Raw genomic sequence first — 23,942 nt, forward strand, 5'->3', positions numbered from 1 at the left:
CGGGCAGTGCCTCCAACGTCTCGTTCAGGGTGATCTGCAGCAGGCTCAAAGCAAAAAAGGGAACGTGGTTAACACGCTCCCTTTTTAGACCAATTCAGCCTCGCCCTGGCTTAACTGATCGGCATTGCGCCAAGGCGGGTTTTTCAATGAACCAGCCGCAACCATCAAGGCAGCAGCAGCACCTCGACGCGGCGCGCTTCGGCGTTGCTTCCGTCGGCCAGCGTCTGTTCGGGCTTTTGCAGCACGACGCGGTCTTCGGCTACGCCAAGTGCGACCAGCGCGTCGCGCACGGCGATGGCACGCTGCTTGGCCAATTCTTCGTTGCGCGCGGCGTCGCCGGTTGCGTCGTGAAAGCCCGACACCTGGGCCGATCCACCGGCCTGCACACCTTCGACGATGGCGGCCAGCGCTTCGTTTCCGCCCTGCGCAAGGTCGGCCTTGCCGGTGGCGAAGTAGAACTTGACCACGCCGTCTTCAACAACCACGCGCGACTCGTCGGCGGCCAGCTCCAGCAGCTGAACCGCGTCCGCCGCACCGGCTGCGGCAAAACCTGCCTGTTCGGCCGGAGCATGGGCGATGCCGCGCTGGTAGACGACGACGCCGACGACGGTCGAGACCACCAGGGCAATCAGGGCAAAAAGAAACCCGAGGGCAAAGCGCTCCTGGCTGTCGTCGTCGGAACGGTTCAGGGACATGGCGAAAAACTCCGTGAATAATGGCTGTTGGATAAAACCTGAGCATTGTAAATACTTGCCATGCAACCGATGGCCTCAGCCTCCCTCTTGCACCCTCCAACCACGCCCCTTCCGCCCCACCGTACGCTGGAACACCAGCTGGCGCACTGGCGGCGCCAGCGCGGCGACCTGTGGGTGTTTGGCTATGCGTCGCTGATCTGGCGTCCCGGCTTTGCCTACGCGGAGCGCCGCCCGGCGACGGTGCACGGCTGGCACCGGGCGCTGAAGATGTGGAGCCGCGTCAACCGCGGCACGCCCGACTGTCCGGGCCTGGTATTTGCGATGCTACCCGGCGGCAGCTGCCGCGGCATGGCCTACCGCATCGAGCGCGCCCAGGCCGACGATGTGCTGCAGCAGCTGTGGCAGCGCGAGATGCCGCTGCCCGTCTATGACCCGCGCTGGCTGGCCTGCCAGACCGCCCAGGGCAGCGTGCAGGCGCTGGCGTTCACGCTGTCGCGCAGCAGCCCCAGCCATACCGGCGTGCTGCGCGACGACGACCTGCGCCGCATTTTCGGCCAGGCCAACGGCATTTACGGCAGCACGCGCGACTACGCCGAGGCGACGCACGCCGAACTTGAGCGCATCGGTATCCACGACCGTGCGCTGCAGCGCGTGATTGCCGCAACACGCCCCACCAACAAGGAAAACAGCCAACCATGACCACCACCCCCGTGCCCACCGCGATTGCCGACTTGCGCACCAGCTACGAGCGCGCCGAGCTGAGCGAGCAGGCCTCCCACGGCGACCCGCTGCTGCAGTTCGACCAATGGTTCAAGGAGGCGCTGTCGGCCCAGGTGCCCGAGCCCAACGCGATGACTCTGGCCACCGTGGGCAGCGACTTGCGCCCGAGCACGCGCATCGTGCTGATCAAGGGCTATGACGCCGACGGCATCGTCTTCTTCACCAACTACGACAGCCGCAAGGGCCGCGAGCTGGCGGGCAACCCGTTTGCCGCTCTGCAGTTTCACTGGATAGAGCTGGAGCGCGTGGTGCGCATCGAGGGGCGTGTGGAGAAGATCGGCGCCGAGCAAAGCGACCAGTACTTCAACAGCCGCCCGCTCGATTCGCGCATCGGCGCCTGGGCCAGCCCGCAAAGCCAGGTGATTGCCGGGCGCAGCGTGCTGGTGGCCAACGCCGCCAAATACGGTGCGCAGTTCCTGCTCAAGCCGCCGCGCCCGCCGCACTGGGGTGGCTTCTGCCTGCAGCCCGACCGCTGGGAGTTCTGGCAGGGGCGCAAGAGCCGCCTGCACGACCGCCTGCGCTACCGCCTGGACGGCGACGCCTGGGTGCGCGAACGGCTGGCGCCCTGACCGCACCCCGGCTGCGGCCGCGGCTGGGACTGCCCGCGTCAGAACGTCGCCCTGACCCCGACCGTGACGTTTCGCCCCATCAGCGGCGCCGCGTTCTTGATGAAGCTGGTGTGTGCATATGCCAGCCGGTCGGTGAGATTGTTGGCCTTCAGGTACAGCTGCCAGGGCATGCCGCCCGCAAACCGGCTGTTGTAGGCCAGGCCCAGGTTGAGCATGCCGTAGCCTGGCGTGGCCGTCTCGAACGCGGCCACGCGCCGCTGGCGCGCCACCTGCACCCATTCGATCTGGCCGTCCCAGGCATTCCACGCTGCGTCAAGGCGCAGGCCGGCGCGGGCGGGCGCGATGCGCGGCAGCCGGCCGCCGCCGTCCAGCCGCGCGCGTACCACATCGCCAAACAGCGTGGCGCCCAGGTGCCGGTTCAGACGCTGGCGCACCTGGCCTTCGGCGCCGGTGAAGCTGGCGCCGGCCTGGCCGTACTGCAGCAGTTGCAGGCCGTCGTGCTCGTCGAGCGTGCGGCCGTAGATGTAATTGCGCACGCGGTTGTGGAAGACGCTGACGCTGAAGGTGGTGCTGCCGCTGGTCTTCTTCAGGCCCAGGTCGATGTTGCGCGCGGTCTCTGAGCGCAGGTCGGCATCGCCGCGCTCATACGTGCTGGTGGCCATGTGCAGTCCGCGCGCGTACAGCTCCTCGGCCGACGGAGCGCGGCTGGCGCGGGTGAGCGACGCACCAAACTGGTAGCCGGGCGTGAAGCGCCACACGGCGCCCAGCGAGGCGGACGTGCCGTGGTGGCTGCGCTCGATGCCGCTGACCTGCGCCCGGGCGGTCTGGCGGTCGTGGCGCAGCGCGGCCTCGAAGCGCCAGTCGCCCATGCGGTACTCCTCCAGCAGGAACAGCCCGGTGCGCCGCGTGACCGTGGGCTCCACGTAGGCTTCCTCGCCCTGCGCGCTGAACTTGCGCCGGGCCGCCTGCAGCCCGACCATGCCCTTCAAGCCTGCCAGCGGCTCGTGCTGCAGCTCCATGCGCGCGTCGTAGGCCTTGTTCCTGAAGGTGGTGGCGATGGCGCCGTCCTCCACCTCGTCATGCACATAGTCCGTCACGCCCGCGCGCAGGCGCAGGGTCGAGAAGCCCGCGAACGGGTTGCGCAGCTCGCTCCGGACGTCCAGGCGCTCGCTGCGCAGATCGACCGCGGGCACGTCGCCGTGCGCGTGGTCATGCTCGTCGTCATCGTCGTGATCGTGGCCGTGCGCGCCGCAGTGCAGGTGGTCGCCATGGGTGTGGCAGCCCTCGAAGCCGTGGTCGTGGCCCGGCAGGCCGTAGTTGGCGGTCTGGCGCGTGTAGGCAGCGCCCAGGTAGCCGTTGTCGCCCACCCACGACAGACCCAGGCTGCCGGTGTCGGTGCGGTTGAAGCTGCCCGCTACTTTGCGGCGGGCATCGCCCTCGGGCGCCCAGCCTTTGCCGGCGCGGTAGTCGCCGGCGTCGCGCGCCGCGACCTCCACGTGCACGGCGAGGTGGCCCGCGCCGCCGGTCAGCGCGAAGGCGCCCGCCCCTGCGCGCGCGCCGCTGCCGGCGCGCAGTTCGGCGCTGCCCTCGTAGCCTTTTTCCGGAACGGCCGTCGGCACCTTACCGTCGAGCACGTTGACCACGCCGCCCACTGCGCCGTCGCCGTACACCAGGGCGGACGGTCCGCGCAGCACTTCGATCTGCGTGGCAAGCAGCGGCTCGGAGACCACTGCGTGGTCGGGGCTGACGGCGGAGGCGTCGTGCAGTTCGGCGCCGTCGGAGAGCACCTTGACGCGCGGGCCGTCCATGCCGCGGATGATGGGGCGGCTGGCACCGGCGCCGAAGTGGCTGCTGGCGATGCCGGGCTCGCTGTCCAGCGTTTCGCCCAGGGTGGCCTCGCGGCGACGCACCAGGTCATCGCCTTCGAGCACGGTCACCGGAACGGTCATGTCGCCCGCGCCCAATTGCAGGCCGCTGGAGGACACGGTGACCTGCGGCAGCGTGGCGATGCTGGGGCGCGGCTCGTCGGCCGACGCGGCCGATGCCAGCGCCAGCAGCGCTGCACACGCCAGCGGATGGCGGACGGTGGGGACGCGGGAAGAAACGGGGAAAAGAGTCGTCGTCATGAGAATGCGGATCCATTGGGTGCACGCCTGCGGCGCGCGCACGGGCGCGCTGCGCGCAGGGCGTGTGAATGCAGGCAAGCACTCCAGCCCTTGCCTGGCAAGCGCTGGTGGCTATCGGATAAGGAATTTCGAGGAGCGCTGGCGCGATGCAGCGGCTCCGGGAGGCCTGACCATCAACCTGGTGGCTAAGCGAGGTGTCGATGGCCGGGCAACAGCACGGCAAGGCGCCTCCACGGCGTCACGCGGTCAAAGGCGTCTCATTCCATTTTTCAATCAATCGGGTACGCGAAGGCGCAGCGCAGACAGTGCTGTAGCACGGCAAGCGAAGCCGACAAAGTAACCGTTTGATTTAAAAATGGAATCAGCCACCCAGGGGCGGAGCACGGGCATGGAAGGAGGCAAGCCGCCGCGTGGCGGGCGCTGCGGCGGGCACGCCCTCCGGCATGGCCCGCGGCGCGGCCTGTACGAGCGGCAGCGCCTGGGCGAGCAAGGCGCCGCCCAGCGTCTGTTGGTCCAGTACCTGGCAGTCGCCGTGGCTGTGACCCGCAAACAGCGTATGCAGCAGGCCCGGAGCATGGTTGGCCACGCCGCCCTGCCCTGCGACGTCGACCAGGCCCGTCGGTGCGCTGCCCATGCCATGCAAGACCTGGTGCATGCGCCCGAGCACGGGCGACAGCAACAGCGCCAGCAGCAGCCAGCCCAGCGCCAGGCGGCGCAAGCGCTGCAGGTGCTTGGACATGGACGCAGTGGTCATGGAGCGCAAATTCGGGTCAGGCGCAAGAAGCCCGAAAGCATAGCGCAGCTTTCACGCGCCGGGCTTGAGGTACGACGCGAACGCCTTGCGCATTTTCTCGACCTTGGGCGCGACGACGTAGGTGCAATAGCCCTGCGCCGGGTTGCGGGCAAAGTATTCGCCGTGGTAGTCCTCGGCCGGCCAGAAACTGGTCAGGGGCTGCACCTCGGTGACGATGGGCCCGGCATAGACCTTGTCGCGCCCGAGCGCTTCGATCATCGTGCGCGCCAGCGCGCCGTGCTCCGGGTCGGTGTAGTAAATGCCGCTACGGTATTGCGTTCCCACGTCGTTGCCCTGGCGGTTGAGCTGCGTCGGATCGTGCGTCGCAAAAAACACGCTCAGCAGATCCGCCAACGGCAGCTGGTCGGGGTCGAAGGTAACGCGCACCACCTCGGCGTGGCCGGTCTTGCCGCTGCAGACCTGCTCGTAGCTGGGGTGGTCGAGCTGGCCATTGGCGTAGCCGCTTACTACCTCGGTTACGCCGCGCAGGCGGGTGAACACGGCTTCGGTACACCAGAAACACCCTCCAGCCAGGGTGATGCTTTGCAGATGGGGCATGGTGGCTTTCCTCACGAACGGATGCATCCGATGATAGGCATGCGCGGCTTCACCGGGGGTGCGGCGGGCTTCTGCCTTCAGAGCGCCGGGCGCTGCGCCAGCGCAAGCTTTGCGCCTTGGCGGACACCGGGCTCGCCCACCGCCCGCCGGGTCGGGTTGCAGAGCGCCTAAAATAGCCGGTTTGTCCGAATCGCTGCCTCTCGTTTCTGGAGTTTTGCATGAACATGCCACTGAACACGTCCGCCGACACCACCGACCCCATTGCCCAGGCCCGCTACAACATGGTCGAGCAACAGATCCGTCCGTGGAACGTCTCGGACGCACGGGTGCTGGAGCTGCTGGCCCAGATGCCGCGCGAGCAGTTCGTGCCGCCCAGCCACCAGGCGCTGGCATTCACCGACATGGAAATCCCGCTGCACCGCGACGCCGACCTGGCCCAGCAGCTGGGCCAGATCATGCTGGCGCCGCGCGTGGAGGCGCGCATGCTGCAAGACCTGCAGATCCGCCCCACCGACCGCATTCTGGAGATCGGCGCGGGCTCGGGCTTCATGGCCGCGCTGCTGGCGCGCAGCGGCGCGCAGGTGGTGACGCTGGAGATCGATGCCGACCTGGCCGAGTTCGCCCGCGAGAACCTGCGCAGCGCCGGCATCGACAACGTACAGGTGCGCCAGGCCGACGGCGCGCTCGACCCCATTCCCGACGGGCCGTTCGACGTCATCATGCTCAGCGGCTCGGTCAATGAAGTACCCCAGCGCCTGCTGGATCTGCTGGCCGACGGCGGGCGCCTGGGCGCCATCACCGGCCAGCTGCCGATGATGTATGCCACCTTCGTGCGCCGCAGCGGCAACCAGTTCGAGACCACCCGCCCCTGGGACGTGGTCACCGCCCGCCTGCGCCACTTCCCCGAGCCTTCGGCGTTCAAATTCTGACGCGCGCAGACACCTCTTCCATCGAAAGAGCAGCCCTGGTCGAACAAATCCAACCCGAAGCGCTGGCCGACTGGCTGAGCGCGCATGCGCACCTGCGCCCGCTGGTGCTGGACGTGCGCGAGCCGTGGGAGCTGCAGCTGGCCAGCCTGGCGGCGCAGCCGTTCGAACTGGCCGCCATTCCCATGGGCATGCTGGTGGCGCGCCTAGCCGAGCTCGACCCCACGCGCCCCGTCGCCTGCCTGTGCCACCATGGCGCGCGCAGCATGCAGGTGGCGCTATTCCTGGCTCGTCAGGGTTTTGCGCGGGTGGCCAACATCACCGGCGGCATCGACGCCTGGTCGCGGGAATACGACCCCGGTATTGCGCGCTATTGAGCCCTGATCCGGGGCCGCAATCCTGGGCTCCATGGATCCCGACTTTCGCCGAGGTGACGGGTTTATTCCATTTCCATATCAACCGATTACTTTGTCGGCTTCGCTTGTCGTGCTACAGCACTGTCTGCGCTTCACCTTCGCATACTCGATCGATATAGAAATGGAATTACAGCTGATGCACCACCAGCCGGAACTCCGGGTCGTCATCGAAGGGGCGCACCTCAAAGCCCAGCCGGCGCATCAGCTTGAGCATGTTGGGGTTGTTGGCCAGCACCAGGCCCTGGATTTCCGCCAGGCCGCGCTCACGCGCCACGTCCATGATGCTGAGCATCAGGCGCGACCCCAGCCCGCGGCCGGCGTAGTCGTCGGCCACCAGCAGTGCAAACTCGCAGCTGACGTGGTCGGGGTTGGTCACGTAGCGCGACACGCCGATGATGCGTTCCTTGTAGCTGCTCTCGCCCGCATCGTCGACCACCGGCTCGCGGTGCACCGCGGCCAGCGCCATCTCGCGGTCGTAGTCGATCAGAGTGAAGCGCGCCAGCATTGACGGCGGCAGCTCGGCCAGCTGCGAGACGAAGCGGAAGTACCTGCTCTCGGGCGACAGTCCCTTGACCAGGCGCTGGATCATCTGCGCGTCGTCCGGGCGCAGCGGACGCACCAGGTATTCGCCGCCGCCGCGCAGCGGCCAGACCTGCTCGTAGCGCTCGGGGTACGGCATGATCGCCAGATGGCTATAGCTGCCCGATACAGCCACCGCCTTGCCGCCAGCGCTACTGCCGTTTGCCGCGGCGGCGTCGCTCACGATGATGCGAGCGTCCACGGCCACCGCGCCCTGCTCGTCGACGATGATGGGGTTGATGTCCATCTCGCGCAGCTGGGGCAGCGCGCACACCATCTCGGAGACGCGCAGCAGAATGTGTTCGAGCTGCTGCAGGTCGACCGCGCCCGCGCCGCGCCATTCGGCCAGCGTCTCGGCCACGCGCGAGCGGTCGATCAGGCGCCTGGCCAGAAACTGGTTGAGCGGCGGCAGCTCCATGGCGCGGTCGTCGATCAGCTCGATCATCGTGCCGCCGGCGCCAAAGGTGATGACCGGGCCGAACGGGTCGTCGGTCACCACGCCCACGCAGATCTCGCGCCCGCGGCGCGCACGCGCCATCTTCTGCACCGTCACGCCGTTGATGCGCGCCTGCGGGCGCTGGCGTGCCACGCGCTGCACCAGGTCGGTATAGATGTCGCGCACCGCCGCGCCGTTGTGCACGTTGAGCACCACGCCGTCGACGTCGGACTTGTGCGCTATGTCGGGCGAGTCGATCTTGAGCGCCACCGGAAAGCCCAGTTGCGTGGCAATCATCATCGCCTCGTGGCTGGTGCGCGCCAGCAGCGTCTTGGTCACCGGAATGTGAAACGCCGCCAGCAGCGTCTTGGACTCCATCTCGGTGAGCGCGGTGCGCCGTTCGGCCAGCACGCTCTCGATGACCAGGCGCGCGCCCTCGATGTCGAGCTTGGCCAGCGACGACAGCGGCGGCGGCGTCTGCTGCAGCAGCTGCTGGTTCTGGTGGTAGCTGGCGATGTTGCCGAACGCGCCGACGGCCGCCTCGGGCGTGCGGAAGGTCGGAATCTGCGCGTCGCCCAGGATGGCGCGCGCCGGCAACACGCTGGAGTCGCCCATCCAGCAGGTCAGCACGGGCTTGCCCGCCTGCTTCTTCACGTCGGCCACGACCTGGGCGACGGCCGCCGCGTCCACATGGGACTTGGGCGAGTAAATGACCAGCAGTCCGTCGATCTCGCGCTCGCGCAGCGCCGCCTGCAGCGCCGCGCGGTATTGCTCGGGCCCGGCCTCCTCGGAGATGTCGATCAGATCGGCCAGCATCGATAGCGGCGACAGCTGGGGCGAGAGTTCCTTGATCGCGTCGGCCGACAGCCGTCCGAGCTTGAGGCCGATCTCGTTGGCCCAGTCGGCCGCCAGCACGCCGGGGCCGCCGCCATTGGTGACGATGCCCAGGCGCCGGCCCACCGGGCGGTAGCGCGAGGCCAGGCACTTGGCGGCCGAGAACAGTTCGACGAAAGAGCGCACGCGCACCGCGCCGGCACGGCGCAGCGCGGCGTCGAACACCTCGTCGCTGCCGACGATGGCGCCGCTGTGCGTGAGCGCCGCGGCGTTGCCCGCGGGCTTGCGCCCGGACTTGAGGATGACCACCGGCTTGGCGTAGGCGGCCGAGCGCAGCGCGCTCATGAAGCGCCGCGCGTTGTAGATGCCTTCCATGTAGACGACGATGCTGTGCGTGCGCGCGTCGTGCGCCAGGTAGTCCAGCGCGTCGCTCAGCCCCAGCCCCGAATGCGGGCCCAGCGACACCACGCTGGAGAAGCCAACGGCGTTGTTGCTGGCCCAGTCCAGGATGGAGGTGGTCAGCGCGCCCGACTGGCACACCAGCGCCAGCGAGCCGTCGCGCGCCAGTGGCCCGGCGGCGCTGGCATTGAGTTGCAGCGAGGGACGCTGCAACCCCAGCGTGTTCGGCCCCATCAGGTGCACGCCCTCGCTCCGCGCAATCTTGTGCCACTGGCGCGCCTGCGCTGCATCGACGCCGCTGGAGAGCACCAGCGCACAGCGGCAGTTGATGCGCCCGGCCAGCTCCAGCGCCGCGGCCACCTCGCCATGGGGCAGCGCGATGATGGCCAGGTCGGCGCGCGTCTGCGCCAGGTCGGCCAGCGTGCCGCTGGTGCTGTGCACGTCCATGAACTGCAGCGTGCCGGAGAAGCGTTGGGCGCGCAGCGCCTCCAGCAGCTGCCTGGCCTGGGGCGTGCGCGCGTCAGGCGCACCTGGTGCATCCGGTGCGTCTGGCGCGCCAGATGCATCCTGGGCGCCGCTGAGCACGATGATCGAGCTGGGGGAGAACAAGGGCGTGAGGTAATGGGAATCCATCATCAAAACATCCATTCATGGCAACAAGGTGTTGCAAAACCATGCCAACCGGCATTCTCGGGGATCGCGGCTGCCTTGGCGAGAAATCCGGCGTCGCGCTGGAAATGCCGGCACATTCCGCCCGGCATGCTCAGCACCAGGCCATCACGGGCGTGCCAGCAGCGCCAATGCCGCCTGCGCCATGGCCCGCGCCGCACCGCGGTGTGCGCCGGCAAACGCCTGGCACTGCTGCACACACTGGCGCCAGGCGGGCGCGTCGTGCGCCAGGGCAAGGGCCTGCGCCACGGCCTGTGCCATGTCAGCCACCGGAAGCGCCGCGCCGGCGGCCGCAGCAAGCTTGGCCGCCTGGGCGAAGTTGAAGGTGTGCGGCCCCATCACCACGGGGCAGCCGCAGGCGGCCGCCTCGATCAGGTTCTGCCCGCCGAGCCGCTCGAAGCTGCCGCCCAGCAGCGCCACCTGCGCCAGACCGTAGTACAGCGCCATCTCGCCCATCGAGTCGCCCAGCCAGACGTCGCCCGCCGGTGGCGCGTCGCCCTGCTGCGGCCACTGGCTGCGGCGCGCCACGCCGAGGCCCGCTGCGCGCAGCAACTGCTCGACTGCGTCAAAGCGCTGCGGGTGGCGCGGCACGATCAGCCATTGCACGCTGCGCCGGTCTGCGTCGGCCAGGCGGCCGACAGCGTCCAGCCACAGCGCCTCCTCGCCTTCGCGGCTGCTGGCCAGCAGCACGACGGGGCGCGCCGCAGCAGCGCGCCAGGCATGGCCGCGGGCCAGTTGCTCGGGGTCGGGATGAACGTCGAACTTCACGTTTCCCAGCACCTGCACATCGCGTGCGCCCACCTCGCGCAGGCGCTGCGCGTCGGCCTCGGTCTGTGCCCACACTGCGCGCAGGCCGGCATAGGCCGGGCGCGACAGCCAGGCCAGGCGCTGCGCGCCGCGGCGCGATTTCTCATTGAGGCGCGCATTGGCCAGCACCAGCGGCACGCCTTCGGCGCGGCAGCATGCGGCCAGGTTGGGCCAGATCTCGGTCTCCATCAGGATGCCGATGGCTGGGCGAAAGCGCTGCACGAAGCGGCGCACCGCGCCCGGCGTGTCCCAGGGCAACCAGACTTGTACGTCGCCCGGCTGCAGCAACTTGGCGCCCTCGGCGCGCCCCGTGGCCGTGCCGTGGGTGAGCAGCAGCCGCAGACCGGGCTGCAGCGCGCGCAGCTCGCGCAGCAGCAGCGCGGCGGCGCGTGTTTCGCCCAGCGATACCGCATGAATCCAGAGGAGCGCACCCGGCTGCGCCGGCCCGCCGCTGCCATAGCGGCCAAAGCGCTCGCCCACGGCCTGCGCGTAGCCGGCCTCCTGGCGCGCACGGCGGCGCAGTTTGCGGCGCAGCAACGGCTGGGCCAGCCAGGTGGTCAGGCCGTACAGCGCCAGCGCCAGCCGCTGCAGCGGGGTCAATGCGCAGCCGCTCCCAGCTGCGCGCCGGGCTTGACGCGTTCGAGCAGCCCCAGCATCTGCCCGCGGATGCGCTCCAGTGCTTCGGGGCTGTGGCCCTCAAAGCGCAGCACCAGCACCGGCGTGGTGTTGCTGGCGCGAATCAGGCCAAAGCCGTCCGGCCAGTCCACGCGCAGGCCGTCGATCGTGCTGACCTGCGCGGGCGCGGCAAACACCTCGCCGGCCATCTGCTGCAGCTGCGCGCTCAGGCGGTGGGGCTCGCCCTCCTCGCAGGCCACGTTCAGCTCGGGCGTGCTGCAGCTGGTGGGCAGTGCGTTGAGCACGGCGCTGGCGTCGGCATGGCGGCTCAGAATCTCCAGCAGGCGGCAGCCCGCGTAGGTGCCGTCGTCAAAGCCGTACCAGCGCTCCTTGAAGAAGATGTGGCCGCTCATCTCGCCGCCGAGTGGCGAATCGACCTCTTTCATCCTGGCCTTGATCAACGAGTGGCCGGTTTTGAACATCATCGGCTGCCCGCCGGCGGCGGTAATCTCGGGCGCCAGGCGCTGGCTGCACTTGACGTCGAACACGATGGTGCCGCCCGGCGCGCGCGAGAGCACGTCGCGCGCGAACAGCACCATCTGGCGATCAGGGAAGATGTTCTGCCCGTCCTTGGTGACGATGCCCAGGCGGTCGCCGTCGCCGTCGAAGGCCAGGCCAAGCTCGGCGTCGGTGCGCGCGAGCACGTCCATCACATCGCGCAGGTTCTCGGGCTTGCTGGGGTCGGGGTGGTGGTTGGGAAAGTTGCCGTCGACCTCGGAGAACAGCTCGACCACCTCGCAGCCCAGCGCGCGGAAGATGCCCGGCGCCGACGCGCCGGCCACGCCGTTGCCGCAGTCGACGACGATCTTCATCGGCCGCGCCAGCTTCACGTCGCCGACGATACGCGCGGTGTAGGCGGGCAGCATATCGGCGCCGCGCACGCTGCCGCCAGCCTGCAGCTGCCAGTCATCGCCCTCCATGGCGCTGCGCAGCCGCTGGATCTCGTCACCATAGATGGCGCGGCCGGCCAGCACCATCTTGAAGCCGTTGTAGTCCTTGGGGTTGTGGCTGCCCGTGACCTGGATGCCGGAGGTAGCAAGCGTGCAGGCGGCAAAGTACAGCATGGGCGTGGTGACCAGACCCACGTCGATCACCTCGATGCCTACGTCGACCAATCCCTGGATCAGCGCAGCCGACAGCGCCGGCCCCGACAGGCGGCCGTCGCGGCCGACGGCCACCGTGCGCTCGCCCGCTGCCCGCGCCGCCATGCCGAAGGCGCGGCCCAGGCCCAGCGCAAATGCCTCATTGAGCGCGGCGGGAACCACGCCGCGGATGTCGTAGGCCTTGAACAGGCTGGCGGTGACTTGCACGCAATATCCTTGTGAAACTCGATCAACGGCAATTGTAGAAGCCGCCACGACCACGCTGCGGCGGGACGGCGCGACACAATCGGCGCTTGCCCGCCCTGCCCCGCCCTGCACTGCACAGCCGCACGCCATGCCCCTCATCGCCCTGCCCTGGAAATCGCCCTACGACCACCTGGCCCTGCTGGCCTTTCTGGCCCAGCGCCAGATCGATGGCGTCGAGCAGGTGCAGTGCACCGAAGGCCAGGCGCTGTACCGCAGCACGCTGGAGCTGCCTGGCACTGGCGGCCACCGCGGCTGGTTGCAGGTGCAGCTGGACGGCGAACGCCAGCAGGCCCTGCTGACCCTGGACGAGGCGCTGGCGCCCTGCCGCGACGAGGTGGTGCGGCGCGTGCGCCATCTGCTGGATCTGGACACCGATCCGGCGCCCATCGCCCGCGTGCTGCATGCCGACTTTCCGCACGGCGACGGCCTGCGCGTGCCGGGCGCGCTGCAGGGCTTTGCGCTGGCGGTGCGCGCCATCCTGGGCCAGCAGGTCACGGTGGCTGCGGCACGCACGCTGGCGCAGCGGCTGGCAGAGCGCTTTGGCGCGCCGCTGGAAACGCCCTGGCCCGCGCTGAACCGCCTGTTTCCCTCACCCGAGGTGCTGGCCCACGCTTCGGGCGACGCGCTCGGGCAGCTGGGCATCGTGCGCCAGCGGCAGGCGGCCATTACCGCGCTGGCGCGCGCGGTGTCAGAGGGACAGATCGACCTGCAGCCGGGCGCGGACATGCCGGCCACGGTGCAGGCACTGCGCGCGCTGCCCGGCATTGGCGACTGGACGGCGCAGTACATCGCAATGCGCGCGCTGCGCTGCAGCGACGCCTTCGTGGCCGGCGACGTGGCCTTGCACAACGCGCTGGGCCTGCGCGGCGAGAAAGCCCCGGCGCGCGCGGCGCTGGAGCGCGCCCAGGCGTGGCGCCCCTGGCGCGCCTATGCGGTGCTGCGGGCCTGGCACGCCCTGCCTGCGCAGCCGCGGCGAGGAAAAAAGGCCGGCTGAACGCCGGCCCGATCCGCGGAGTCTGCAGCCGCTCAGCCCAGCATGTCCCTGATGGCCAGCAGCGCGCCCGGATCTTCGATGGTGGTCAGGTCGCCCGGGTCGCGCCGCTCGGCCACGGCCTGCAGCGCGCGGCGCAGCAGCTTGCCGCTGCGCGTCTTGGGCAGCAGCGCGACGAAGTGGATGCGCGCCGGGCGCGCGACCGCGCCCATCTGGCCGTCCACCCGCTTCATGATTTCGGCCTCCAGCTGCTTGCGGCCGGCTTCGTCCTGCACTGCCGTGGCGTCGCGCACGACGGCGAAGGCCATCGCCACCTGGCCCTTGACCGCGTCGGCCACGCCGACGACCGCAACCTCGGCCACGCTGCTGTGGCCGGCAATGCATTCCTCGATCTCGCGCGTGCCCAGACGGTGGCCGGCGACGTTGATCACGTCGTCGGTGCGGCCCAGGATGAAGTAGTAGCCGTCGGCGTCGCGGATGCCCCAGTCAAAGGTGCTGTAGATGAGACGCCCCGGAATGCTCTTCCAGTAGGTGTCGACGAAGCGCTCGTCATCGCGCCACACCGTCTGCAGGCAGCCCGGGGGCAGCGGCCCTTCGATGGCGACCACGCCCTTCTGGTTGGGCTCGGTCAGCTCCTGGCCGGTGCTCTCGTCGATCAGGCGCACGTCAAAGCCATAGACGGCCTTGCCCGGACTGCCAAAGCGCGAGGGCTGCTGCTGCACGCCGTTGCACAGCGTCAGGATGGGCCAGCCGGTCTCGGTCTGCCAATAGTTGTCGACGATGGGAATTTGCAGCGCATCGCTGATCCACTGCGCAGTCGGCTCGTCCAGCGGTTCGCCGGCCAGCCATAGGGTCTTGAGGCAGCTGATGTCGTATTTTTTCAGGTAGGCCGGATCCTGCTTCTTGAGCACGCGCACCGCGGTCGGTGCCGAGAACATGTGCGTGACCTGGTACTTGGCCACGATGCTCCACCACACGCCGGCGTCGGGGCGGGTCGGCAGGCCCTCGTACATCACGGTGGCCATGCCCGCCAGCAGCGGCCCGTAGATGATGTAGCTGTGACCCACGACCCAGCCGATGTCGCTGGTCGAGAAGTAGGTCTGGCCCGCCTGCGCCTGGAAGATGTGCTTCATGCTGGCGGCCAGCGCCACGGCGTAGCCGCCGGTGTCGCGCTGCACGCCCTTGGGCTTGCCGGTGGTGCCGCTGGTGTACAGCGTGTAGCTGGGATGGGTGGAGTCCACCCACACGCAAGGCACTTGCGCGTCCATGTGGCGCGCGCGCAGCGTGGCCCAGTCGTGGTCGCGTCCTTCGCGCATCGCCATGGGCGCCAGGCCGCGGTCGACCATCAGCACGGCCGCCGGCTTGTACTTGGACAGCTCCAGCGCTTCGTCGAGCAGCGGCTTGTAGGGCACGCCCTTGCCGCCGCGCGAGCCCGCGTCGGCGCTGACGATGGCCACAGGCTCGGCGTCTTCGATGCGCGTGGCCAGCGACGAAGAAGCAAACCCGCCGAACACCACCGAATGGATGGCGCCGATGCGCGCGCACGCCAGCATCGCAAAGGCCGCCTCGGCAATCATCGGCATGTAGATCAGCACGCGGTCGCCCTGCTTGACCCCCAGCGCCTGCAGCACTGCCGCCATGCGCTGTACCTCCTGGTGCAGTTGGGCGAAGCTGTAGACCTGCTCGGTATCGGTCTCGCTGGAGAGCGCGATCAGCGCGTTCTGTTCGGCGCGCTCGCGCAGGTGGCGATCAACCGCGTTGTGGCACAGGTTGGTGGTGCCGCCGACGAACCACTTGGCAAACGGCGGGTTGTCGTAGTCGCAGATGCGCTGCGGCGGGGTCTGCCACTCGATCAGCTGCGCCTGCTCGGCCCAGAAGTCGTCACGCTGGTCGATGGAGCGACGGTAAAAGGATTCGTAATCGGCGGACTCGGCCATGGTTCTCTCCTGTCACAAATGCAGCTGCCCCGCTGTCGGAGCGCCGAAATTCATAATTACGGAATTGGCTTGCAAGACGCTGACATGACCCACGCCGTAGCCAGGCAACGCACCACGATACGGCGCGCACGCCCGGGGCGCCAACCCGGCCTTCGGCTCATTTCACCAGTGCCAGCATGTCCTTGAATGCCGGATGCTCGCAGCTGCGCAGCCACTCGAAGGCAACCATCTCGGTGGTCACCAGCTCGGCGCCGGCGCCGGCCAGCCGGTCGAAGGCCGCGTCGCGGTTGCGCTCGGTGCGCGAGCCGCAAGCGTCGGTCACCACCCAAACCTCGAATTCGTCTTCCAGCAGATCGAGCGCCGTCTGCAGCAGGCAGACATGGGCTTCGCAGCCGCCGATCACGATGCTGGGGCGCTCCTGCACGGCCTCGGCGCGGCCCTTCTGCAAATGGCGCGGCAGGCTGCGTGCATTGCCCGCTGGCGCCTTGGCCGGGGGGCGCAGCCACTCGCCCAGTCCTTCTTCAACCGCGCTGAAATGCATTTTTGCCAGCGTGCGCTGGCAGAGCTCGCGCACCACCGCGTCGTTGGCACCCAGGCGCGAGGGGTTTTGCTCGGTGCCCCAGACGGGCAATTGCAGCCGCTGCGCCAGCTGCGCCAGGCGCCGGGCATTGGCCAGCACCGCGTCGCCCTCATGGATTACGGGCATCAGGCGTTGCTGGTAATCAACCAGAACGAGTTGGGATTGGGACGCATCGAGCAACATATCGCCTCATTTCTTGAAAATTTCCATGGCCCAAGATTGTCGCAGCCCCGCTGCCGCGTACAGCCCAGCTCGCCGGGCACTGGGTCAAAGCCCCGCAATCCTCGTTTTTGGCGGGCATTCACGCCGGCTGTGTTACCCTCGCGTGCTATGCCCGCTTTTCGCCGCCTGCTCTGTATCACAGCCCTGTTTTGCACCCAGGCCATCGCAGCCCCGCTTGATGGCGACATGGACTCCACGCAAACCCTGTTCACCGCGCCGGATCATGCGCTGGCAGCGGGCCATGCGGTCAAACTGCAGGAGATGAGCGAGACGGTGGTCGACCGCACGTCGGAGGTGATTGCAACGGCCATGGGCTTCGTCGGCGTACCCTATCGGCGCGGCGGTGCAAATGCGGATACGGGGCTCGATTGCAGCGGCCTGGTCAAGGTGCTGTACGAAAAGGTGCAAGGCCTGTCGCTGCCCCATCGCGCCAAGGATCAGGCAGCCGTCACCGAAAAAATCGACAAGCAAGACCTGCAACCGGGCGATCTGGTTTTCTTCAACACCATGCGCCGCGCGTTCAGCCACGTGGGTGTGTACCTGGGTGACGGGAAGTTCATCCACGCGCCGCGCACCGGTGCCAAGGTGCGCGTGGAAGACATGGACAAGGCCTACTGGAAACGCCGCTTCAACGGCGCACGCCGCGTCGCGGCCGGCGACATGGTCACGACGACCGCGCGGCTGCCTGATCTGCGTTGAAGACAGCCGCAGCTGCGGTTGCCGCCATCCAGTCCGCGCTACCCCGCAGGCACATCCATCAAACCTTGGTCGTCGGCGGCTTGTGCGCAGCCATGGTGTCAATGGCCAGCGCCGAGTGCGCATAGGCGCCGCCGGCGCGCATCTCCGCAGCCACCCAGATCGCCTCCATGATCTCGGCCTCGCTGGCACCAGCTTTCAGCGCACCCTCGGTATGGCCGTGAATGCAATAAGGGCACTGTGTGACATGCGCCACGGCGACCGCGATCAGCTGCTTGGTCTTGATCGGCAAGGCGCCATCGGCAAACACGGCGGCGCTGAAGGCGCGAAACGCCTCCAGCTGCTTGGGTGCCAGCTCGCGGCGCTTGCGCGCAATGTCGGCGCTGCTGGCCGGAAACATCGGGTGATCCATGGTCACGCTCCTCGTGGTGTCACGCCTTGTGGGTGGGCGGCTGGTAGTGACCTGCCTCGGATCGGAATGGAATGGCAAACCTGTTCCAGCCGTTGATGCCGATCACCGCCAGTGTCAGGTCGACCAGCGATTTCTCGTCGAACTGCTGGCGTACCTCGTCATAGACCTCGTCGGGCACGCCGTGCGGCCCCAGTTGCGTCACCGCCTCGGCCCAGGCCAGCGCGGCGCGCTCGCGCGGCGTGTAGAAACTGGTTTCGCGCCAGGCTGGCAGCACGTACAGGCGCTGCTCGGTCTCGCCGGCAGCACGCGCGTCCTTGGTGTGCATATCCAGGCAGTAGGCGCAGCCGTTGATCTGCGAGACACGCGTCTTGACCAGCTCCAGCAGCGAATGCTCCAGGCCGCAGCCGCGCACATACTGCTCCAAGCCAAGCATGGCCTTGAATGCACCCGGCGAGACCTGCGGGTAATTGATGCGTTGTGCCATTGATATCCCTTTCTGAAAGTAATAAACATTTCGACGGAACGCTGAATGCGACCACTCGGCTCAGCCCAGCGCCGCCTCCAGCCCGCGCGGATCGAGCAGCAGTTCGCGCACCAGCACCGCGTTGTTGTGCGCCTCATCGTGCGCGGAATACACCAGCGTGATGACCTCGTGCTGCGCCCTGTTTTGCAAGGCTGCCAGGGCCGCAGCGTGCGTTCGCAACTCCTGGGTATAGCGGGTACGGAACCCGTCCCAGAGCGCCGGGTCGTGGCCGAACCACTGGCGCAGCTCGGTGCTGGGAGACAAGTCCTTGTTCCAGTCGTCGAGTGCCAGAGCCTCTTTCTTGACGCCGCGCGGCCACAGGCGGTCGATCAGGATGCGCACACCATCGCCAGGTTCGGGCGCTTCGTATGCGCGCTTGATGCGGACATGATCCGCGGGGATTTTCTTGCTCATGACAGTGCCTCTGTTTCTGTCGGTCAGCGGTCAGGATAGTCGCGTTTACCCGCGTCGATACCAGTAGGGCTATTGCCCTGACCAGCGCCCCATGGCGCAGTGCAAGCGGCCAACAAAAAACCCCGGCTGAAGACAGCCGGGGTTTTCGTGGGATGGTGCAGTGGTCAGCCCAGCGCGGCAATCACCTCGGGCGGAGCCTGTACCAGTTCGATCAGCACGCCCTCGCCCGCGATCGGGAACTGATCGTTGGCCTTGGGGTGCAGAAAGCAGATGTCGTAGCCGGCTGCGCCCGCGCGGATGCCGCCCGGAGCAAAGCGCACGCCCTGTGCGGTGAGCCATTCAACCGCGCGCGGCAGGTCGTCGATCCACAGGCCGATGTGGTTGAGCGGCGTGGTGTGCACCGCGGGTTTTTTGTCGATGTCCAGCGGTTGCATGATGTCGACCTCCACCTTGTGCACGCCGCTGCCCATGGCCAGGATGTCTTCGTCGACGTTCTCGCGCTCGCTGGTGAACTGGCCGGTCTGCGTCAGGCCCAGCATGTCCACCCACAGGCGTTTCATGCGCGACTTGTCGGTGCCGCCAATGGCGATCTGCTGGATGCCCAGCACCTTGAAAGGACGGGTCATGTTTTGCTCCGTTGAAGCCGCGCGCCAGCGGATTCGTGCCCCGCGCGCGACGGTGTTTCATTCGAATTCGAGAATGACCTCGTCGACGGCCAGCGAATCGCCCTTGCCCGCGGCAATCTTGCCGACCACGCCATCCTGCGCGGCAAAGAGGATGTTCTCCATCTTCATTGCCTCGATCACGGCCAGCTTCTCGCCTGCCTGCACCTTCTGCCCCGGCTGAACCGCCACGTCGACCAGCAGGCCGGGCATGGGCGAGAGCAGGAACTTGGACATATCTGGCGGCGCCTTGTAGGGCATGAGCTTGAACAGTTCGGCGCGCCGCGGTGTGAGCACCAGCGTATCGACCTGCGTGCCGTTGTGCATGACGCGCAGCGCCAGCGGGTTCTTGGGCAGGCCGCGCTCGATCTGCGCGGTAAAGCCCTGGCCGTTGCACGCTCCCTGGATGCGGATGCTGCCCAGGTGGGCGGTGCTGCTGATGCGGTAATCCTTGCCGTTCAAATGCACGATGCTCGAGCCCGAGTCGCTCTCGAAGTCAGTCACCGACAGCGGGTAGTACTGGTGGCGGCCCTCATGGCCCAGCGACACGACGACGAATTCCTCGCCCACCTGCACCTCGTGGCCGGACAGCTGGCCGCTGATGCCCGTGGCGCGCGCGCGGTAGCGGCGGTGCATGTAGGCGGCCAGCGCGATGAGGAAGTCGGGGTCTTCGTGCGGCACGTCCTCGGCGACGAAGCCGTGGGAATAGTGCTCGGCGATGAAGCCGGTGTTGAAGTTGCCGTTGACGAAGTCCGGGTGCGCCAGCAGCGCCGCCTGGAACGGAATACTGCTGCTGATGCCGCGGATCGCAAAGCCGTTGAGCGCGGCGCGCATCTTGGTAATCGCGTCGTTGCGATCCACGCCATGCACGATGAGCTTGGCGATCATCGAGTCATAGAACATCGGGATCTCGCCGCCCTCGTACACGCCGGTGTCCACACGCACGCCGTACTTCTTCTCGGGCTCGGCCTGGAACATGGTCTGCGGCGGCGGCGCAAAGCGCACCAGGCGGCCGGTGGACGGCAGGAAATTGCGAAACGGGTCTTCTGCGTTGATGCGGCACTCGATGGCCCAGCCCTCGCGCTTGACGTCCTGCTGGGCGATTGGCAGCTTCTGGCCTGCGGCCACGCGGATCATCAGCTCGACCAGGTCCAGGCCGGTGATGCACTCGGTCACCGGGTGTTCGACCTGCAGGCGGGTGTTCATTTCCAGGAAGTAGAAATCCTGATCCTTGCCGACGACGAACTCCACCGTGCCCGCGCTCTGGTACTTGACCGCCTTGGCCAGCTGCACCGCCTGCTCGCCCATGGCCTTGCGCGTGGCGTCGCTGATGAAGGGCGACGGCGCCTCCTCGATCACCTTCTGGTGGCGGCGCTGGATCGAGCATTCGCGCTCGTTCAGGTAGACCACGTTGCCGAAGGAGTCGCCCAGCACCTGGATCTCGATGTGGCGCGGCTCCTGCACGAACTTCTCGATGAACACGCGGTCGTCGCCAAAGCTGTTGCGTGCCTCGTTGCGGCACGAGGTAAAGCCCTCGTGCGCCTCTTTGTCGTTGAAGGCCACGCGCAGGCCCTTGCCCCCGCCGCCGGCCGACGCCTTGATCATCACGGGATAGCCAATGCCCTTGGCGATCTCGACCGCGTGCTCGGGCGTTTCGATCGCTTCGTTGTAGCCGGGGATGCAGCTCACGCCCGCCTCCTGGGCCAGCTTCTTGGAGGCGATCTTGTCGCCCATCGCAGCAATCGAATAATGCTTGGGGCCGATGAAGGCAAGGCCTTCCTCCTCCACGCGTTTGGCAAAGGCCTCGTTTTCCGACAGAAAGCCGTAGCCCGGGTGGATGGCCTGCGCGCCCGTCTGCTTGGCCGCGGCAATGATGCGGTCGGCCACCAGGTAGGACTCGCGGCTGGGCGGCGCGCCAATGTGCACCGCCTCGTCGGCCAGCTTGACGTGGCGGGCATCCTTGTCGGCATCGGAATAAACCGCGACGGTCTTGATGCCCATTTTCTGGGCCGTTGCAATTACCCTACACGCAATCTCGCCCCGGTTCGCGATCAGGATTTTGGTAAACATTCGCAGGCTCCTTAAGCGTTGTGGTTGCGTATAGCAGCCCGCTGCGCAGGCTGCGGCAGGCAATTTGTTGAAACGTCCGCCATGCGGCCGTTTTCACCGCGATTGGCAATCAGAATTTTTATGAACATGGTTTTGTTTTCTCCAAAGCGTTACGCGGTAATCACAGCGGAATGTTGCCGTGCTTGCGCCACGGGTTCTCCAGCTTCTTCTCGCGCAGCATGACCAGCGAGCGGCAGATGCGCTTCCTGGTCTCGTGCGGCAGGATCACGTCGTCGATGAAGCCGCGGGCGCCCGCGACAAAGGGGTTGGCAAAGCGCTCTTTGTATTCCGCTTCGCGCGCCGCGAGCTTGACCGGGTCGTTCTTGTCCTCGCGGAAGATGATCTCCACCGCGCCCTTGGCGCCCATCACCGCGATCTCGGCGTTGGGCCAGGCGAGGTTCACGTCGCCGCGCAGGTGTTTGGAGGCCATCACGTCGTAGGCGCCGCCATAGGCCTTGCGCGTGATCACCGTGATCTTGGGCACCGTTGCCTCGGCGTAGGCGAACAGCAGCTTGGCGCCGTGCTTGATGATGCCGCCATACTCCTGCGCGGTGCCGGGCATGAAGCCGGGCACATCGACGAAGGTGATGATGGGGATGTTGAACGCATCGCAAAAGCGCACGAAGCGCGCCGCCTTGATGCTGCTCTTGATATCGAGGCAGCCGGCCAGCACCAGCGGCTGGTTGGCGACGATGCCCACGGTCTGCCCCTCCATGCGCGCAAAGCCGATCACGATGTTCTTGGCGTAGTCGGACTGCAGCTCGAAGAAGTCGCCATCGTCCACGGTCTTGAGGATCAGCTCCTTCATGTCGTAGGGCAGGTTGGCGTTGGCCGGCACCAGCGTGTCCAGGCTCATGTCCTTGCGGTCGGCCGGGTCCATGCTGGGGCGCACCGGCGGCTTTTCGCGGTTGTTCAACGGCAGATAGTTGTACAGGCGGCGCAGCATCAACAACGCCTCGACGTCGTTCTCGAACGCCAGGTCGGCCACGCCGCTCTTGGTCGAGTGCGTGAGCGCGCCGCCCAGCTCCTCGGACGTCACCTCCTCATGCGTCACGGTCTTCACCACCTCGGGGCCGGTGACGAACATGTAGCTGCTGTCCTTGACCATGAAGATGAAGTCGGTCATCGCGGGCGAATACACCGCGCCGCCGGCGCACGGGCCCATGATCATGCTGATCTGCGGCACCACGCCGCTGGCCAGCACGTTTTTCTGGAACACGTCGGCGTAGCCGCCCAGCGATGCCACGCCCTCCTGGATGCGCGCGCCGCCCGAATCGTTCAGGCCGATCACCGGCGCGCCGACCTTCATCGCCTGATCCATCACCTTGCAGATCTTCTCGGCGTGCGCCTCGGACAGCGCGCCGCCGAAGACGGTGAAGTCCTGGCTGAAGACGAACACCAGGCGGCCGTTGATCATGCCGTAGCCGGTCACCACGCCGTCGCCCGGGATCTTGTTGTCCTGCATGCCGAAGTCGGCGCAGCGGTGCTCGACGAACATGTCCCATTCTTCGAACGTGCCCTCATCGAGCAGCAGCTCGATGCGCTCGCGCGCGGTGAGCTTGCCCTTCTTGTGCTGCGCGTCGATGCGTTTCTGCCCGCCGCCCAGGCGGGCGAGTTCACGCTTTTGCTGCAGTTGTTCCAGGATGCTTTGCATGGTTGGTCCTTGGTTGGTATGCGGTTGGTATTCAGGAGGTCTGCGTTGCCGCGGTGCGGCAGTGATTCAAAGGGCCGGCTGCGGCGCGGCCGTCTCGGTTGCGTGGGCAACGGCGGGGGCGCCGCCGGCCTGCGCCGCCAGCAGCTGGCGCGCCGCGGTCGACGCTGCAATGCGGCCCTGCGCCACGTCGGCCTGCAGCTGCGGCAGCAGCGCCCGCACCTGCGGGTGCGCGCGAAAAGCCTGTTTCAGGCCGAAGTCGATGCGCTCCCACATCCAGGCCAGCGCCTGGCGCTCGCGGCGCAGCGACAGCCGCCCGTTGGCGGTTTGCAGCCGGCGGTAGTCGCACACTGCCGCCCAGAAGCCGTCCACGCCCTGGTGCTGCAGCGCGCTGATCTGCAGCACCTTGGGGTTCCACAGCTCGCCGTCGTGCGGATCGCGCTCCGGGTTGCCGTGAAAGCCCAGCAGGCGCAGGCTGGAGGTGATCTGCGCCTGGGCGCGCGTGGCGGCGTTGGGGTCGATGTCGGCCTTGTTGATCACGACCAGGTCAGCGAGCTCCATCACGCCCTTCTTGATGGCCTGCAGGTCGTCGCCCGCGTTGGGCAGCTGCAGCACGCAGAACATGTCGGTCATGCCGTGCACCGCGGTCTCGCTCTGGCCCACGCCGACAGTCTCGACGATGACCACGTCGTAGCCCGCGGCCTCGCAGACCAGCATGGCTTCGCGCGTCTTCTCGGCCACCCCGCCCAGCGTGCCGCCGCTGGGGCTGGGGCGGATGTAGGCGGCCTCCTGCATCGAGAGTTGCTCCATGCGCGTCTTGTCGCCCAGGATGGAGCCGCCGGTGACGCTGGACGAGGGGTCGATGGCCAGCACCGCCACCTTCAGGCCCTGTCCGATCAGGTGCAGGCCCAGCGCCTCGATGAAGGTGGACTTGCCCACGCCGGGCACGCCGCTGATGCCCAGGCGCAGCGCGCGGCCGGTATACGGCAGCAGCGCGGTGAGCAGCGCATCGGCCTGGACGCGGTGATCGGCGCGGGTGGATTCCAGCAGCGTGATGGCCTTGGCCATGGCGCGGCGGCGCACCGGGGGCGCGCCGCGAAGAATGGCGTCGAGCAGGGAATGGGGTGTCATGCC

At 67.7% G+C, this 23,942-nt stretch carries 21 protein-coding genes and 1 pseudogene; 6 read left to right on the forward strand and 16 right to left on the reverse strand.

Annotation, left to right across the window (positions count from 1 at the left end; genetic code table 11):
- Positions 1–164: 164 nt before the first annotated feature.
- A complete protein-coding gene (locus tag ABD767_RS07210) occupies positions 165–695 on the reverse strand; it encodes an OmpA family protein (protein WP_103046648.1) in 531 nt (176 codons plus the stop codon).
- Positions 696–764: 69 nt separating this feature from the next.
- Between ABD767_RS07210 and ABD767_RS07215 the strand changes: the two genes are divergently transcribed.
- Positions 765–1,394: a gamma-glutamylcyclotransferase gene (locus ABD767_RS07215; protein ID WP_103046647.1), complete on the forward strand. Its 630-nt coding sequence runs from the start codon at positions 765–767 to the stop codon at positions 1,392–1,394.
- Entirely contained in the window at positions 1,391–2,044 is a 654-nt protein-coding gene (pdxH, locus tag ABD767_RS07220; protein WP_103046646.1) for a pyridoxamine 5'-phosphate oxidase, read from the forward strand. Before ABD767_RS07215 ends, pdxH begins: the two co-directional genes overlap by 4 nt.
- A 38-nt stretch (positions 2,045–2,082) precedes the next feature.
- Here the strand turns inward: pdxH and ABD767_RS07225 are convergent, their stop codons facing one another.
- The 3 genes from ABD767_RS07225 to msrA form a co-directional block, all read right to left on the reverse strand.
- A complete protein-coding gene (locus ABD767_RS07225; protein ID WP_103046649.1) occupies positions 2,083–4,170 on the reverse strand; it encodes a TonB-dependent receptor domain-containing protein in 2,088 nt (695 codons plus the stop codon).
- A gap of 361 nt (positions 4,171–4,531) precedes the next feature.
- Positions 4,532–4,924, reverse strand: coding sequence for a hypothetical protein (locus tag ABD767_RS07230; protein WP_344869022.1), 393 nt, complete (start codon positions 4,922–4,924; stop codon positions 4,532–4,534).
- A 51-nt stretch (positions 4,925–4,975) separates the two neighbouring features.
- Positions 4,976–5,521, reverse strand: coding sequence for a peptide-methionine (S)-S-oxide reductase MsrA (gene msrA, locus ABD767_RS07235; RefSeq protein WP_344869024.1), 546 nt, complete (start codon positions 5,519–5,521; stop codon positions 4,976–4,978).
- Between the two features lie 218 nt (positions 5,522–5,739).
- Here msrA and ABD767_RS07240 point away from each other — a divergent pair, with 218 nt between their 5' ends.
- Both ABD767_RS07240 and ABD767_RS07245 read left to right on the forward strand, forming a co-directional pair.
- Positions 5,740–6,450 (forward strand): protein-L-isoaspartate O-methyltransferase family protein, encoded by a 711-nt coding sequence (locus ABD767_RS07240; protein WP_344869026.1) that lies wholly within the window; start codon positions 5,740–5,742, stop codon positions 6,448–6,450.
- A 35-nt stretch (positions 6,451–6,485) separates the two neighbouring features.
- A complete protein-coding gene (locus ABD767_RS07245; RefSeq protein WP_344869107.1) occupies positions 6,486–6,824 on the forward strand; it encodes a rhodanese-like domain-containing protein in 339 nt (112 codons plus the stop codon).
- A 166-nt stretch (positions 6,825–6,990) separates the two neighbouring features.
- On the opposite strand, the gene ABD767_RS07250 is transcribed toward ABD767_RS07245, so the two are convergent.
- From ABD767_RS07250 to ABD767_RS07260, 3 genes are all read right to left on the reverse strand, one after another.
- Positions 6,991–9,747 (reverse strand): GNAT family N-acetyltransferase, encoded by a 2,757-nt coding sequence (locus tag ABD767_RS07250; RefSeq protein WP_103044487.1) that lies wholly within the window; start codon positions 9,745–9,747, stop codon positions 6,991–6,993.
- 141 nt (positions 9,748–9,888) lie between these two features.
- Positions 9,889–11,178: a glycosyltransferase N-terminal domain-containing protein gene (locus ABD767_RS07255; RefSeq protein WP_103044489.1), complete on the reverse strand. Its 1,290-nt coding sequence runs from the start codon at positions 11,176–11,178 to the stop codon at positions 9,889–9,891.
- A gap of 5 nt (positions 11,179–11,183) precedes the next feature.
- Positions 11,184–12,572 carry a phosphohexomutase domain-containing protein gene (locus ABD767_RS07260; RefSeq protein WP_103044486.1) on the reverse strand — a complete coding sequence of 463 codons (1,389 nt, stop codon included), beginning with the start codon at positions 12,570–12,572 and terminating at the stop codon, positions 11,184–11,186.
- A gap of 151 nt (positions 12,573–12,723) precedes the next feature.
- Here ABD767_RS07260 and ABD767_RS07265 point away from each other — a divergent pair.
- Positions 12,724–13,605: pseudogene (locus ABD767_RS07265) on the forward strand (DNA-3-methyladenine glycosylase family protein); the annotation flags it as partial.
- 32 nt (positions 13,606–13,637) lie between these two features.
- On the opposite strand, the gene ABD767_RS07270 reads toward ABD767_RS07265, so the two are convergent.
- Positions 13,638–15,539: a propionate--CoA ligase gene (locus ABD767_RS07270; RefSeq protein WP_103044484.1), complete on the reverse strand. Its 1,902-nt coding sequence runs from the start codon at positions 15,537–15,539 to the stop codon at positions 13,638–13,640.
- 157 nt (positions 15,540–15,696) lie between these two features.
- The gene (locus ABD767_RS07275) at positions 15,697–16,302 is read right to left on the reverse strand and encodes an isochorismatase family protein (RefSeq protein WP_103044483.1); all 606 of its coding nucleotides are present in this window, start codon (positions 16,300–16,302) and stop codon (positions 15,697–15,699) included.
- A gap of 147 nt (positions 16,303–16,449) precedes the next feature.
- On the opposite strand from ABD767_RS07275, the gene ABD767_RS07280 reads away from it, so the two are divergent.
- Positions 16,450–17,040: an NlpC/P60 family protein gene (locus tag ABD767_RS07280; RefSeq protein WP_103044482.1), complete on the forward strand. Its 591-nt coding sequence runs from the start codon at positions 16,450–16,452 to the stop codon at positions 17,038–17,040.
- A 58-nt stretch (positions 17,041–17,098) separates the two neighbouring features.
- Here the strand turns inward: ABD767_RS07280 and ABD767_RS07285 are convergent, their stop codons facing one another.
- The 7 genes from ABD767_RS07285 to meaB form a co-directional block, all read right to left on the reverse strand.
- On the reverse strand, positions 17,099–17,449 hold the full coding sequence (locus tag ABD767_RS07285; RefSeq protein WP_103044481.1) for a carboxymuconolactone decarboxylase family protein: 351 nt from the start codon (positions 17,447–17,449) through the stop codon (positions 17,099–17,101).
- Positions 17,450–17,468: 19 nt separating this feature from the next.
- Positions 17,469–17,933, reverse strand: coding sequence for a carboxymuconolactone decarboxylase family protein (locus ABD767_RS07290; protein WP_103044480.1), 465 nt, complete (start codon positions 17,931–17,933; stop codon positions 17,469–17,471).
- A 60-nt stretch (positions 17,934–17,993) separates the two neighbouring features.
- Positions 17,994–18,386, reverse strand: a complete 393-nt coding sequence (locus ABD767_RS07295; RefSeq protein ID WP_103044479.1) for a DUF488 family protein, N3 subclade — start codon at positions 18,384–18,386, stop codon at positions 17,994–17,996.
- Positions 18,387–18,550: 164 nt separating this feature from the next.
- Positions 18,551–19,012, reverse strand: coding sequence for a VOC family protein (locus ABD767_RS07300; RefSeq protein WP_103044478.1), 462 nt, complete (start codon positions 19,010–19,012; stop codon positions 18,551–18,553).
- Between the two features lie 57 nt (positions 19,013–19,069).
- Positions 19,070–21,118 carry an acetyl-CoA carboxylase biotin carboxylase subunit gene (locus ABD767_RS07305; RefSeq protein WP_103044477.1) on the reverse strand — a complete coding sequence of 683 codons (2,049 nt, stop codon included), beginning with the start codon at positions 21,116–21,118 and terminating at the stop codon, positions 19,070–19,072.
- Between the two features lie 160 nt (positions 21,119–21,278).
- The gene (locus ABD767_RS07310; RefSeq protein ID WP_103044476.1) at positions 21,279–22,811 is read right to left on the reverse strand and encodes a carboxyl transferase domain-containing protein; all 1,533 of its coding nucleotides are present in this window, start codon (positions 22,809–22,811) and stop codon (positions 21,279–21,281) included.
- Positions 22,812–22,877: 66 nt separating this feature from the next.
- Positions 22,878–23,939: a methylmalonyl Co-A mutase-associated GTPase MeaB gene (gene meaB / locus ABD767_RS07315; RefSeq protein ID WP_103044475.1), complete on the reverse strand. Its 1,062-nt coding sequence runs from the start codon at positions 23,937–23,939 to the stop codon at positions 22,878–22,880.
- Positions 23,940–23,942 lie beyond the last annotated feature (3 nt).

Source organism: Comamonas faecalis, assembly GCF_039538025.1.
GTDB lineage: Bacteria > Pseudomonadota > Gammaproteobacteria > Burkholderiales > Burkholderiaceae_C > Comamonas_C > Comamonas_C faecalis.